Genomic DNA, 13,481 nt, shown 5'->3' with positions numbered 1-13,481 from the left:
AGGGTTTAGTGGCCAATCTTATCGAGATGTCGCACATTTCGAAGGCATTCGGGGGAAGCAAGGCGCTCCACTCCGTTTCCCTCGATCTGAAGGCCGGCAGCGTTCACGCCCTGATGGGCGAGAACGGCGCCGGAAAATCGACCTTGATGAAGATCCTGGCGGGCGTGTATCAGCCCGATTCCGGCGGGATCTTCATGAATGGGGAAAAGCTCGATCTGAAGTCACCGCGCGCCGCGCTCGATGCCGGCATCTCGACCGTTTTCCAGGAACACTCGCTGCTGCCTAATCTGTCGATCGCCGAGAACATGTTTCTCGGCCGGGAGCCGACGAACCGGTTCGGCTCGATCGACTATTCCGCGATGAACAGCCGAACCGCCAAGGCACTCGGCGAACTCGGTCTCACGCTAGACTCCTCGCAACTCGTTTCCAACCTGACCATTGCCGAGCGGCAATTCGTCGAGATCGCGCATTGCATCCAGGCCGACGCCGGCGTGCTTATTCTCGACGAGCCGACAGCGGCGCTCAACGCGGCCGATGTCGATGTGCTCAACCGCAATATCCGCCGCCTGCGCGATAGGGGAAAGGCAATCGTCTACATTTCGCATCGCATGGAGGAAATCTTCGAGCTGTGCGACACTGTGACGGTGCTGAAGGACGGCGCACTGGTCGGCACCAGAACGGTGTCCGAGATCACCGCAGACGAACTCATCGCCATGATGGTCGGGCGCGAACTCCAGGACCTGTTCCCAGATCGCACGGGCGACAGGGGCGGCGAAATCCTGCGCGTCGAGAATCTCAGGATCACCGAGACATCGCAGCCTCTGTCGCTGACGTTGCACAAGGGCGAGATCGTCGCCCTCGCCGGGCTTGAGGGACAGGGCCAGCAGCGCTTCTTGCGCTCCCTCATCGGCCGCTACCATCCTTTTGCCGGGACGATTTCCATCAACGGCAAAACGCTCGACATGCCGCTCCCGACATCATCAGGCGTTCGCCATTTGCAGCAGCTGAAGGTCGGTTTCGTCCCCGAGGACCGCAAGGAGGAGGGGCTCTTTCTCGCTTTGCCGATCGCCCACAACATCGCCATCGGATTGCATTCGAGGCGACGCGAACTTGCGCCGGCGCGGCCCTATCGAAGCGTCATCGCCCGCATGATGGATGTCATGAACATAAAGGCGACAGGGCCGTCCGCTCCGGTCGGTTCGCTGTCGGGCGGCAATCAGCAAAAAGTACTGCTCGGCCGCTACCTCGCCGCGGATCTCGATCTTCTCCTGGTGGAAGAGCCGACCCGTGGCGTCGACATCGGCGCCAAGTCCGAGATCTACCATCTGCTGCGCGACTTCACCCGCAAGGGTGGCGCGGTGCTGGTGCTGTCGCGCGAGACGATCGAGCTGATCGGGCTGTGCGACCGCATCTATGTCGTCCACCACGACACAGTCGTGGCCGAAATGCCGGCAGCACAGGCGACGGAGCACAAGATCCTCGACGCGGCCCTGACGGGCGGCTCGGCGCGCCGGCACTAGGGGCCTTCCATGTATCGTAGCCTGTCCAACATCGTGAGTGGCCGGAACACACGGCAGGGCCAATGGGTTCTGCCATTGTTGGTTGCCTTGCTCATTTCGCTGTGGCTGTCGGTTCAGACGACGCAGTTCGCAACGGCCGAAAACCTTTTCAACCTGGTTGCGCAGGCGATGCCGCTGGTCATCGCGGCGGCCGGACAACTCGTCGTCGTGCTCGTCGGCGGGCTCGATCTATCGGTCGGCTCGGTCATCAGTTTCACGACGGCGGTGCTGGCGCTCGACCAGCCGGCGATCGTGCTGATCCCGGCGGTCTTCGTGCTGGCCGCATTCATCGGGCTGATCAACGGCCTGGCGATCACCCGTTTCAACGTCCATCCAATCATCGCCACGCTATCGACGCAGTACATTGTCCTTGGCATCACGCGCATCTTGCGTCCCGTCTCCGGCGGCACCGTTCCGGAGATCGTCATTGCTGCCGTCTCAGGCAGTTTCCTCGGTATTCCTTATCCGGTCTTTTGGGGAATCGTCGTGATGCTGTTGGCCTGGAAGCTGCTCTACGGATCGCGATACGGCCTGCATCTGTTTGCGATCGGCGGCGGCATCGCGTCGGGGGCCGAAAGCGCTGCCCGCAATTTCGGCGTCTCCGATCGCCGCAACATCATCCTCGCCTATGTGGTCTGCTCCTGTTTCGCGGCCGTTGCCGGTGTCTTCCTGGCCGGGCGCATCGTGTCGGGTGATCCAAATGTCGGGTTGCTTTTCGAACTCGACACGGTCACCGCCGTGGCACTTGGAGGCACCCAGCTTTCAGGCGGAATCGGCAGCTTGCACGGCACGGTGATCGGCGCGCTTGTGATGGCACTGCTGGCCAATGGCATGAACCTCGCCAACGTCTCGCCCTTTGTCCAGACGGCGATCAAGGGCGGCATTCTCTTGGCCGTGGTCGGGCTGCAATCCCGCAAGAAGATGGGGCTCTGAGCGATGACTGCCGTTCTCGCAAACCCGATCGCCCGGCGTCTGCTTCGCATACCGCCGTCCTACTTTGTCTTCCTCGTGCTTCTGGCCACGCTGTGGGTCGCACGGCCGAACATGCTCAACCTCAACATCATGGGCATCTTCATCAGGCAGATCGTTCCGCTCGGCATTCTCGTGCTGGGGCAGCTCGTCGTCATGCGCGTGAAATCGATCGACCTCTCCGGCGGCGGCATCATCCTGCTGATCAACTATTTCATCTCGTCGGGCAGTTTCCCGGGCGCGTCGCTGCCCTTCTTCGTCGTACTGGCGCTCGCCACGGGCCTCGTCATTGGCCTGTTCAACGGCTTCATGATCGGCATCCGGCGGGTGTCGGCCGTCATAGTCACGCTGGCCGTCAGCATCATCCTGGTCGGACTGGTGCAGTTCCTGTCGAGCGGCAATCCACCCGGCGATGTGCCGAAACTGTTCAACGACCTCTACAACACGAAGTTCCTGTCGGTTCCGACGCCGGTGCTGTTCTGGATCATGCTGACCGCCGCGGTGTGGCTGCTTCTGTCGCAGACAGTGTTTGGTCGTTACGTGGCCTCTGTCGGCGAGAATGCCGAAGCCGCCCATTTTTCCGGCGTGCCGGTCCAGCGCACGGTCATCCTGGCGCATACGCTCGCCGGCCTGATCGCGGCGATCGCGGCCCTGGTACAGACAGGTTCAATCGCCGTCGGCAGCGTGCGCGTCGGTCTCGACCTGCCGATCCTGGCAGTCGCGGCGACAATCCTTGGCGGCGTCGCCTTCGGTCGCGGCGACGGCGGCGTCTGGGGACCTTTCTTCGGCTCGCTGTGCTTCGCGCTTTTGTTCGTCGTGATGACGGTGCTCGGCATCGACGAACCCGGCAAGCTCATCGCCCAGGGCGTCATCATCCTCGGTGCGGCGATCTTCTACGGAGTGCGCGTGCGAACCTCCTGAATCGAAACAAGGCAAGCCGGCACCGGCGTTAGGGCTGGATCGACAGATCTGCACGTTCAGACAACTGCAAACAGATGGAGAAACATGGATGTCACCGCCAAAAAATATCATGTGCTACGGCGACTCGCTGACCTGGGGCTGGGTTCCGGTCAAGGAAGGGTCGCCGACCTACCGCTACCCCTATGATCAGCGCTGGACGGGTGTTATGGCGGCGGCGCTGGGAGCGGGCTACCACATCATCGAAGAAGGTTTGAGTGCGCGCACGACCTGTCTCGACGATCCCAACGATCCGCGCCTCAATGGCGCCAATTATCTGCCCTCGGCCATCGCCAGCCATCTGCCGCTGGATCTGGTCATCGTCATGCTGGGCACCAATGACACGAAGTCCTATTTTCGCCGGACACCCTACGAGATCGCCAACGGAATGGCGAAACTGGTCGGGCAGATCCTGACGAGCGCCGGCGGTATCGGCACGCCTTATCCGGCTCCGAAGGCGCTGGTCATCGCGCCGCCGCCGCTGACCCCGATGCCCGATCCCTGGTTCGAGGGTATGTTCGGCGGCGGCCACGAAAAGTCCAGGGAGCTGGCCAGGCAGTACAAGGCGATGGCGGATTTCATGAAGATCGACTTTCTGAATGCCGGCGATTTCGTCACCACGGACGGTATCGACGGCATCCATTTCACCGCTGGCAACAACGCCGATCTCGGCCGCGCGGTCGCCGACAAGGTCAAGTCTATTCTTGAGCCAAGCCGCGCCAGCACCGCCGCCTGAAGTCGCGACGCCCGCCGGCTTGCGCAACGGCCGGTTCGCAGGCGTGTCGCATTCTTCCTGTATGCCATTATGGACCCAACGATGAGCCCGGTCCGTAATTCTGCCCAACACGTTCCGTGGCACTTGACCCACTTGCTTTTATGAAGACGAGCTATCCACTCAAGCCGTTCAACAGGCGCACATTCGAGGTTTGCCTGGGCCGATAGTAAGCTTGGGCTCCTCGTCCTTCACACCGCCTGCACCGCCGCCGCCAATCCTCGTATGATCTTCGCCAGCTCCCTGCACTCATTGTGCAAGGTGCTGTTGCGCCGCCAGGCAAAGCAGATCGTGCGCTGCGGCATGGGTTCCTGGAACGGCACGATCTTGAGATCGGGGATAGTGCCGGCAGGTCCCGTGGCCATTTCCGGGATCAGCGTCACGCCGAGCCCGTGCGCCACCATCTGCAAGAGCGTGGTCAGGCTGGTGGCGCCGTAGCTTGCCATCGCCACCGGCCGCACATTGCCGCAGACAGCCAGTGCCTGTTCGCGCAGGCAATGGCCCTCCTCCAGCAGCATCAGCCTTTCCAGCGCCGGGCTTTCAGGCGGCACCGGCGGCGAGGCGAAAGCCGGATCGCCTGACGGCACGGCCAGGAAAAACCGGTCGGGGAACAAAGCCTCGGTCACCAGGCCGGGATGGTCGAGCGGAAGCGCGGCGATGAAGGCATCGAGCTTTTGCGACGCGATGTCCTCGACGAGCGAGGCGGTCACCGCCTCGCGCAGTTCGAGCAGCAAGTCCGGGAAATGCATTTTCAGCTCGGGCAGCGCACGCGGTAAAAGATAGGGCGCGACGGTCGGGATGATGCCCAGCCGGAAGCGCCCTCCCATGGCAGGGCGGCCACGCCGGGCGATGGTCTCGACCTCGCGTATGTCGGAAAGGATGCGTTCGATGCGCGGCAAAAGGGCTGCCGCCTCGTCGGTCATGCGCACCGATTTGCCGCCGCGTTCGAACAGCCGGCAGTTCAGCCGCTGCTCCATTTCCGCGATCTGCGAGGACAGCGCCGGCTGGCTCACGCCTGCAAGTTTCGCCGCACGCCCGAAATGCAGCGTCTGCGCAAGTGCGTCGAAATAATGCATCTGGCGGACGGTTAGGCCTATCATAAGAAAATCCTATTGAAAGGAACAGGAAAGGCAATTTGTTTTTATCGGCAGGCTGGCCTAGTCTGGAATCATTCCAGGATGGCGGCGCTGGCTGCCCGGAACCCTCGGCAAAAAATTGGAGTGCAAGATGGACGCGAAAACCGACGACAACAGCGCGGGCAACTGCCCTGTCGCGCATGGACCCGGTGCCAGGACCAACCGTGACTGGTGGCCCAACCAACTGGACCTCAGCGTTCTCCACCAGCAGTCGAACCTCTCCGACCCGATGGGCGAGGACTTCGACTATGCCAAGGAATTCGCGAGCCTCGATCTCGACGCGGTGATCAAGGACCTGCACCATGTCATGACGGATTCGCAGGATTGGTGGCCGGCCGACTTCGGCCATTACGGGCCGCTGTTCATCCGCATGGCCTGGCACAGCGCCGGCACCTACCGCATCGGTGACGGCCGCGGCGGCGCCGGCGCCGGCCAGCAGCGTTTCGCACCGCTCAACAGCTGGCCTGACAACGCCAATCTCGACAAGGCGCGCCGCCTGCTGTGGCCGGTCAAGCAGAAATATGGCCGCAAGATTTCCTGGGCCGACCTGCTGATCCTCACCGGCAATGTCGCCCTGGAATCGATGGGCTTCAAGACCTTCGGCTTCGCCGGCGGCCGCGCCGACGTCTGGGAACCCGAGCAGGACGTCGATTGGGGATCGGAAACCAAATGGCTCGACGACGAGCGCTACTCCGGCGACCGCGAGCTTCGCGGCCATCTCGGGGCCGTGCAGATGGGCCTGATCTACGTCAATCCGGAAGGCCCGAACGGCAAGCCTGATCCGCTTGCCTCGGCACGCGACATCAGGGAAACCTTCGGCCGCATGGCGATGAATGACGAGGAGACAGTGGCGCTGATCGCCGGCGGCCACACCTTCGGCAAAACCCACGGCGCCGGCGATGCCTCGCTGGTTGGCGCCGAGCCGGAAGGCGCCGGCATCGAGGCGCAGGGCCTCGGCTGGTCGAGCAAGCACGCGTCGGGCATTGCCGGCGATGCCATCACTTCGGGGCTCGAGGTCACCTGGACCACGACGCCGACCAAATGGAGCAACAACTTCTTCGACAACCTGTTCAATTACGAATGGGAATTGACGAAAAGCCCGGCCGGCGCCCATCAGTGGACGCCTAAGGGCGGCGCAGGTGCCGGCACGGTGCCGGACGCGCATGATCCCTCCAAGCGCCGCGCGCCGGCCATGCTGACCACCGATCTCGCGCTGCGGGTCGACCCGGCTTACGAGAAGATCTCGCGGCGGTTCCACCAGAATCCGGATCAGTTCGCCGATGCCTTCGCCCGCGCCTGGTTCAAGCTCACCCATCGCGATATGGGCCCGGTCGTTCGCTACCTTGGCCCGCTCGTGCCGAAGGAGGAGCTGATCTGGCAGGATCCGATCCCGGCCGTCGACCATGAACTGGTCAGCGAACAGGATATCGCATCGCTGAAGGCCAAGATCCTGGCCTCGGGCCTGTCAGTTTCCGAACTGGTCTCGACCGCCTGGGCTTCGGCCTCGACGTTCAGGGGTTCCGACAAGCGCGGCGGCGCCAATGGCGCCCGTATTCGGCTGGCGCCGCAGAAGGACTGGGACGTCAACCAGCCTGCTGAATTGGCCAAGGTGCTTGCCACGCTCGAATCCATCCAGAAGGCGTTCAACGCGGCACAGACCGGCGGGAAAAAGATCTCGCTGGCCGATCTGATCGTGCTCGGCGGCGTCGCCGCGGTCGAGAAGGCGGCAAAGGATGGCGGCAACGAGGTGAAGGTGCCGTTCACGCCGGGCCGCATGGATGCCTCGCAGGAACAGACCGACGTCGCCTCCTTTGCCGCGCTTGAGCCGAAAGTCGACGGCTTCCGCAACTATGTCCGGGGGCCGCAGCCGATGTCGATCGAGGCGATGCTGGTCGACCGGGCACAGTTGCTGACGCTGACCGCGCCGGAGATGACGGTGCTGGTCGGCGGCCTGCGGGTGCTCGGCGCCAATACCGGCAAGTCCAGGCACGGCGTGTTCACCGACAGGCCGGGCACGCTGACGAACGACTTCTTCGTCAACCTGCTCAGCATGAACACGGTCTGGGATCCGGCCGCCGGTTCGGATGAGATCTACGAAGCGCGCGACCGCAAGACCAAGGCGGTCAGGTGGACCGGTACCCGCGCCGACCTTATCTTCGGCTCGCATGCGCAGCTGCGTGCGCTGTCTGAGGTGTACGGGTCCGCGGATGCCGGGCAGAAATTCGCCAGGGATTTCGTCGCGGCGTGGACCAAGGTGATGAACGCCGACCGGTTCGACATCGCTGCCTGATCCGAGCAAGGACTTCTCGACCCAAGAAAAAGGCGCGGGGCTTGGCCCCGCGCCTTTTTCTTGTCCAGGCTTCCGAAGTCAGTCCTTTTCGAAGACGCGCGCCTTGGCGACGACGCCGGCAATGGCGCCGCCGATCAGCGGCGCGACGATGAACAGCCAGAGCTGGCTGATCGCGGCGCCGCCCGAAAACAGCGCCGGGCCAATGGAACGGGCCGGATTGACCGATGTGCCGGTCACCGGGATCATGGCGAAGTGGATACCCGCCAGCGTCAGGCCGATGACCAATCCAGCGAAGGCCGTCGCATGCCTTTCCGCGGTAACGCCGAGGATCACGGTGACGAAGGTGAAGGTGCCGATCAACTCCCACAGGAACGCGGAAGAGACGCCCCATTTCGTCTCGTCCCAGCCATTGGCGCCGAAGCCGCCAGTGTGTCCCCCGACCTGGCCGGAGACGATGATCCACAGCGCCAGCGATGCCAGGATGGCGCCAATGATCTGTGCGATCCAGTAGGGGATGACGTCCTTGGCCGGCAACCGGCCGGCAAGGAACACGCCGAGTGTCACAGCCGGGTTGAGATGCGCGCCCGAAATGGGGCCGATCGCGTAGGCGGCCGCGATAAGGCCGATGCCGAAGGCCAGCCCGATGCCTTCCTGCCCGAGCGGCAGCGCGCCGCCGAAGCCACCCGTCACCACCGACGCGGTACCGATGAACACCAACAGAAATGTGCCTAGAACTTCCGCCAGATAAGTCTTCATTGCCATCTCCTCGTGACGATCCGCCGGTCCACGCTTTCCGCGCCGCGAATCATGGCGGCAAGAGTATTCCCAACCGAAAAACTTGGAAAGCTGAGCTGTCGCATCCCTACCGTGCTTGCAGCCGCCAGTTAAGAACATTAGAGAGCTTGCATCTATTGACGATCTGCTGTTGACCGCACCGGAAGATTTACTGCTCGAGCGGTTTTCGCCGATCCCAACAGGCGGCCTGCCGTCGCGAGAGGGGGCGGGGTTCAATCTCACCGTGAAAGGCTCTAAGAGCAGACCGAGATGATGCGCTCGATTTGGTGGACTGAAGAATGCGACTAGGCGGACGGCTGGCTGCGGCCATCGAAGTGCTGGAAGACATTGGCCGGCGTCACCGGCCGGTGGCCGATGCGCTGAAGGACTGGGGCCTATCGCACCGTTTCGCCGGCGGCGGCGATCGTGCGGCGATCGGCAACATCGTCTACGATGCCCTACGCCGCAAGCGCTCGGCAGGCTGGCTGCTGGGCGAGGACACGCCGCGCGCCATCGGCTTCGGCGCCCTGCTGCTCGAATGGGGCCAGACCGCGCGCTCGCTCAACGAAGCGCTCGACGGCGACAGGTTCGCGCCGCCGCTGCTGACGGCTACCGAACTCCAGGCAACCGACGAGCGGCGGCTTGCCGACGCCTCGCCCGCGGTGCGCGCCGACATACCGGATTGGTGCGAGCCGCTTTTGCAACGCGCGTTCGGTGAGGCCTGGGTCGAGGAGGGCGCGGCGCTCGCCACCCGCCCGCCGCTCGACATCCGCGTCAACACTTTGCAGGCCGATCGGGCCAAAGTGCTGGCGGAACTTGCCGAAACCGGCGCCAAGCCAGCCCAAATCGCGCCCCAAGGCATTCGCATACCGCCGATCGACGGCGACGGCCGGCATCCCAACGTGCAGGCCGAGCCGGCTTTCCAGAAGGGCTGGTTCGAAGTCCAGGACGAGGGATCGCAAATCGCCGCCGCTCTTGCCGGCGCCGAGCCTGGAATGCAGGTGCTCGATTTCTGCGCCGGCGCCGGCGGCAAGACGCTGGCGCTGTCGGCGGCGATGGGCAATACGGGTCAGGTCTTCGCCCATGATGCTGAGAAGGCGCGGCTGGCGCCGATCTTCGACCGCATCCGCCGCTCGGAAAACCGCAACGTGCAGATCGTCACCAAGCCGGCGGAATTGTCGCCGCTCACTGGCCATATGGACCTCGTCCTGGTCGACGCGCCTTGCACCGGCAGCGGCACCTGGCGGCGGCGCCCGGACGCCAAATGGCGGCTGACGCAAAGGCAGCTTGACGCCCGCAAGGGCGAGCAGATGGCGATCCTCGATTCCGCCAGCAGCTTCGTCAAGCCGGGTGGCCTGCTGGTCTACGTCACCTGTTCGGTGTTCGACGAGGAGAATGGCGACCAGGTCGCAGCGTTTTGCCAGCGCAATGGCGGTTTTGCCCCGGTCGATCATCGCCGGCTCTGGGACAGCCGTTTTCCCGGCCATGAGACGGCGATGCGGCTCGGCGCGCTGGGCGGTATCTGCCTGGCGCCGGCGCTGAGCGGCACCGACGGTTTCTACATCTGCGCGCTGCGTAGGGCTTCCTGAATGGAGCGGAAGCGAAGCTTGCGCTTCCGCCCTCGATATCAAATTGCTGCAGTGCAGCATTGGATGATTGCTTGCCGCTCACGCCTCTGCAATAAGCTTTTCCGGCAAAGGTGAAAGCAGCGACGGCCATGGCAGCAAAGATCATACCCGCTCCGGACTATGAGGACCGCGTCAGGGCGTCCTTCGCGCGCCAGCAGGCGATGGCGACCATCGGCGCCGAATTGACGCTGGTGACGCCCGGCATCATCGAAATCGAGATGCCCTATTCGGCCGCACTCACCCAGCAGCACGGTTTCCTGCATGCCGGCGTCATCTCGACCGCGCTGGACTCGGCCTGCGGCTATGCGGCCTTCTCGCTGATGCCGGAGAATTCCGGGGTGCTGACCATCGAATTCAAGGTCAATCTGCTGGCGCCGGGCAGGGGCGAGCGCTTCCTGTTCCGCGGCTCGGTGACCAAGCCCGGCCGCACCATCATCGTCGCCGACGGCCAGGCCTATGCCTTCGCCGCCGACGGCGAAGCCAAGTTGATCGCCACCATGACCGGCACCATGATGACGATGGTGGGCCGCGACGGGATTGCTGGGTGAGTGGCCGGTTCGCCGCAGGCGAATTCATCGTGCCAGTGGCACGATGAAAGGCCACGAACGCCGGGAGCTGCCGCAGGCAGCGGGTCCCGGCGAGCAGGCGGTGAAGACCGCAGGACAGGGAGGAGTAAATCATCATGACCGACAAAGTGTCGCGCCTGTCCGGCAAGGATGTCCTTTTCGTCATGGCTGCGCAGGCCGAATACGGGCCGCATCTACAGCGGCTGTTCACGCCGCTGATGACCGGTGTCGGCCCGATCGAGGCAGCCGTCCGGCTTGGCGCCGAATTGTCCTGGCTGAAGTCGCAAAAGGCGCTGCCGGACCTCGTCGTGTCGCTCGGCTCGGCCGGCAGCCGGACCTTGGAGCAGACGGAAATCTATCAGGCGGTCTCGGTCAGCTATCGTGACATCGACGCCTCGCCGCTTGGCTTCGAGAAGGGCGCGACGCCATTTCTCGATTTGCCGGTTACGGTGCCGCTGCCGTTGCGCATCCCGGGCATAAAGGAGGCGACGCTGTCGACGGGCGGCGCAATCATCACCGGCGCGGCCTTTGACGCCATCGCGGCCGACATGGTCGACATGGAGACCTTCGCCTGCCTGCGCGCCTGCCAGTTGTTCGAGGTGCCCCTGATTGGGCTGCGCGGCATTTCCGACGGCGCGGCTGATCTCAGGCATGTCGGCGACTGGACCGAATATCTGCACGTCATCGACGAAAAGCTGGCGGATGCCGTCATGCGCCTCGAACAGGCGATCGGCTCGGGCTTGCTTCGGACGGGTTCTCCCGGTGACGTGGCGGGACCGGTCTGAAAGTCAGGCTCGCAACCCATTGCGCCGACTCGTTTCTTTCTCTAAACGCTCGCCATGAAAACAGCCAATCAACCCGACACCGTCCTGATTGTCGATTTCGGCAGCCAGTTCACCCAGCTCATCGCCCGCCGCATCCGCGAAGCCGGCGTGTTTTCCGAGATCGTGCCGTTCCAGTCGGCCGAGGCGGCATTCAAGCGCATCAATCCAAAAGCCGTGATCCTGTCCGGCGGTCCGGCCTCGACCACGGATATCGGCAGTCCGCGGGCGCCGCAGATCGTCTTCGACGCCGGCGTGCCGGTGCTCGGCATCTGCTATGGCCAGATGGCAATGTGCGTGCAGATGGGCGGCGTTGCCGAAAGCTCCAACCATCGCGAATTCGGCCGCGCCTTCGTCGAGATCGAGAAGGAAAGTCCGCTGTTCGAGGGCCTGTGGGCGATCGGCCAGCGCCATCAGGTGTGGATGAGCCATGGCGACCGCGTCATCTCCTTGCCCAAGGGGTTCGAGGTGTTCGGCAAGTCGGAAGGTTCGCCCTTTGCCATCTTCGGCAATGTCGAGCGCAAGATGTATGGCATCATGTTCCATCCGGAAGTGGTGCATACGCCCGACGGCGCCCGGCTGCTCAGGAATTTCGTCCACAACATCGCCGGCATCGAGGGCGACTGGACGATGCGTGCCTACCGCGAGCACGCGGTCGAGGCGATCCGCAAGCAGGTCGGCAAGGGCAAGGTCATCTGCGCGCTCTCCGGCGGGGTCGACTCCTCGGTCGCCGCGCTGCTCATCCACGAGGCCGTCGGTGACCAGCTCACTTGCATTCTCGTCGACCATGGCCTGATGCGCAAGGACGAGGCCGCCGGCGTCGTTTCGATGTTCCGCGAACACTACAATTTGCCACTCATTCTGGTGAACGCGTCGGATCGCTTCATCGGTGCGCTCGAAGGCGAGGCGGATCCCGAGAAGAAACGCAAGACCATTGGCCGGCTCTTCATCGAGGTGTTCGAGGAAGAGGCCAAGAAACTCGGTGGCGCCGATTTCCTGGCGCAAGGCACGCTCTATCCCGACGTCATCGAAAGCGTCTCCTTCACCGGTGGCCCGTCGGTGACGATCAAGTCGCACCACAATGTCGGCGGCCTGCCCGAGCGCATGAACATGAAGCTGGTCGAGCCGCTGCGCGAACTGTTCAAGGACGAGGTCCGCGCACTCGGCAAGGAACTCGGCCTGCCCGAGAGTTTCATCGGCCGCCACCCGTTCCCGGGCCCGGGCCTTGCCATACGCTGCCCCGGCGGCATCACGCGCGAGAAGCTGGAGATCCTGCGCGAGGCCGACGCCATCTATCTCGACGAGATCCGCAAGGCGGGGCTGTACGACGCCATCTGGCAGGCCTTCGCCGTGCTCTTGCCGGTGCAGACGGTCGGCGTCATGGGCGACGGCCGCACCTACGAATTCGTCTGCGCGCTGCGCGCCGTTACCTCGGTCGACGGCATGACGGCAGATTTCTATCACTACGACATGGCCTTCCTGGGCGCCGCTGCCACCCGCATCATCAACGAGGTCCGCGGCATCAACCGCGTGGTCTATGATGTGACGTCGAAGCCGCCGGGAACAATTGAGTGGGAGTGATTCAGGCCCACTCAAACGCCGCCGAAAATACGCCAATCCGCGACTTAAGTACGTCGGAGCAATGAGGCTCGTGACGGTGTTTTTTGCCTAAGGCATAGAGGAAAAAGGAATTTCCTGCCACGAGCCTCCAAATTGTACTGACGGTACTTTTCAGGACGCAGTAGGGATGTTGACGGATGCCGCCCTTAAGGCGCTGGAACCACAGAATATCTACAAGATTGCTGGCCGAGATGGCCTATATGTCCGGGTCATGCCCGGTGGGGCGATCTCATTTCGGCTTGATTACAGGCGCCGCCTGAACGACGCCAAGAGTTTTGGCGAGTAGCCTAGGTCATCCCGAACGCGGCAGATCCGCTATCGACCGGGTGTTCTCGCGCCTCCTGTCTGGCGTGGATATCGGCTCCGCCGGGGCCGAAAGCGTGCCGCGC

General features: G+C 63.5%; 11 protein-coding genes and 1 pseudogene. 10 read left to right on the top strand and 2 right to left on the bottom strand.

The genetic code is table 11. From position 1 onward, the window contains the following. Positions 1 to 8: 8 nt before the first annotated feature. From FJ942_RS24090 to FJ942_RS24075, 4 genes are all read left to right on the top strand, one after another. Positions 9 to 1,520 carry a sugar ABC transporter ATP-binding protein gene (locus FJ942_RS24090; protein ID WP_140498344.1) on the top strand — a complete coding sequence of 504 codons (1,512 nt, stop codon included), beginning with the start codon at positions 9 to 11 and terminating at the stop codon, positions 1,518 to 1,520. 9 nt (positions 1,521 to 1,529) lie between these two features. Then, entirely contained in the window at positions 1,530 to 2,492 is a 963-nt protein-coding gene (locus tag FJ942_RS24085) for an ABC transporter permease (RefSeq protein ID WP_140498343.1), read from the top strand. Between the two features lie 3 nt (positions 2,493 to 2,495). Further along, positions 2,496 to 3,449 (top strand): ABC transporter permease, encoded by a 954-nt coding sequence (locus FJ942_RS24080; protein ID WP_140498342.1) that lies wholly within the window; start codon positions 2,496 to 2,498, stop codon positions 3,447 to 3,449. An 88-nt stretch (positions 3,450 to 3,537) separates the two neighbouring features. Continuing rightward, a complete protein-coding gene (locus FJ942_RS24075; RefSeq protein WP_140498341.1) occupies positions 3,538 to 4,221 on the top strand; it encodes an SGNH/GDSL hydrolase family protein in 684 nt (227 codons plus the stop codon). 227 nt (positions 4,222 to 4,448) lie between these two features. Here FJ942_RS24075 and FJ942_RS24070 read toward each other — a convergent pair whose 3' ends face one another. Continuing rightward, complete coding sequence (locus tag FJ942_RS24070) at positions 4,449 to 5,357, bottom strand: hydrogen peroxide-inducible genes activator (protein WP_140498340.1); 909 nt, start codon at positions 5,355 to 5,357, stop codon at positions 4,449 to 4,451. A gap of 127 nt (positions 5,358 to 5,484) precedes the next feature. Between FJ942_RS24070 and katG the strand changes: the two genes are divergently transcribed. Continuing rightward, entirely contained in the window at positions 5,485 to 7,683 is a 2,199-nt protein-coding gene (gene katG / locus FJ942_RS24065; RefSeq protein ID WP_140672389.1) for a catalase/peroxidase HPI, read from the top strand. Positions 7,684 to 7,761: 78 nt separating this feature from the next. On the opposite strand, the gene FJ942_RS24060 is transcribed toward katG, so the two are convergent. After that, positions 7,762 to 8,439, bottom strand: a complete 678-nt coding sequence (locus FJ942_RS24060) for an MIP family channel protein (RefSeq protein WP_140581171.1) — start codon at positions 8,437 to 8,439, stop codon at positions 7,762 to 7,764. 317 nt (positions 8,440 to 8,756) lie between these two features. Between FJ942_RS24060 and FJ942_RS24055 the strand changes: the two genes are divergently transcribed. From FJ942_RS24055 to FJ942_RS24035, 5 genes and pseudogenes are all read left to right on the top strand, one after another. Further along, positions 8,757 to 10,046, top strand: a complete 1,290-nt coding sequence (locus FJ942_RS24055; RefSeq protein ID WP_140899159.1) for an RsmB/NOP family class I SAM-dependent RNA methyltransferase — start codon at positions 8,757 to 8,759, stop codon at positions 10,044 to 10,046. Between the two features lie 128 nt (positions 10,047 to 10,174). After that, positions 10,175 to 10,633, top strand: coding sequence for a PaaI family thioesterase (locus FJ942_RS24050; RefSeq protein WP_140899157.1), 459 nt, complete (start codon positions 10,175 to 10,177; stop codon positions 10,631 to 10,633). A gap of 134 nt (positions 10,634 to 10,767) precedes the next feature. After that, positions 10,768 to 11,436, top strand: coding sequence for a 5'-methylthioadenosine/S-adenosylhomocysteine nucleosidase (locus FJ942_RS24045; RefSeq protein ID WP_140899154.1), 669 nt, complete (start codon positions 10,768 to 10,770; stop codon positions 11,434 to 11,436). 54 nt (positions 11,437 to 11,490) lie between these two features. Then, positions 11,491 to 13,053, top strand: coding sequence for a glutamine-hydrolyzing GMP synthase (gene guaA / locus FJ942_RS24040; protein WP_140515072.1), 1,563 nt, complete (start codon positions 11,491 to 11,493; stop codon positions 13,051 to 13,053). Between the two features lie 166 nt (positions 13,054 to 13,219). Beyond that, positions 13,220 to 13,365: pseudogene (locus FJ942_RS24035) on the top strand (Arm DNA-binding domain-containing protein); the annotation flags it as partial. Positions 13,366 to 13,481: the final 116 nt, after the last annotated feature.

It is taken from the genome of Mesorhizobium sp. B2-4-2, from assembly GCF_006442845.1.
Taxonomy (GTDB): Bacteria; Pseudomonadota; Alphaproteobacteria; order Rhizobiales; family Rhizobiaceae; genus Mesorhizobium.
Note: the sequence above shows the minus strand (reverse complement) of the source record. Positions and strands in the feature narration are given on the sequence as shown.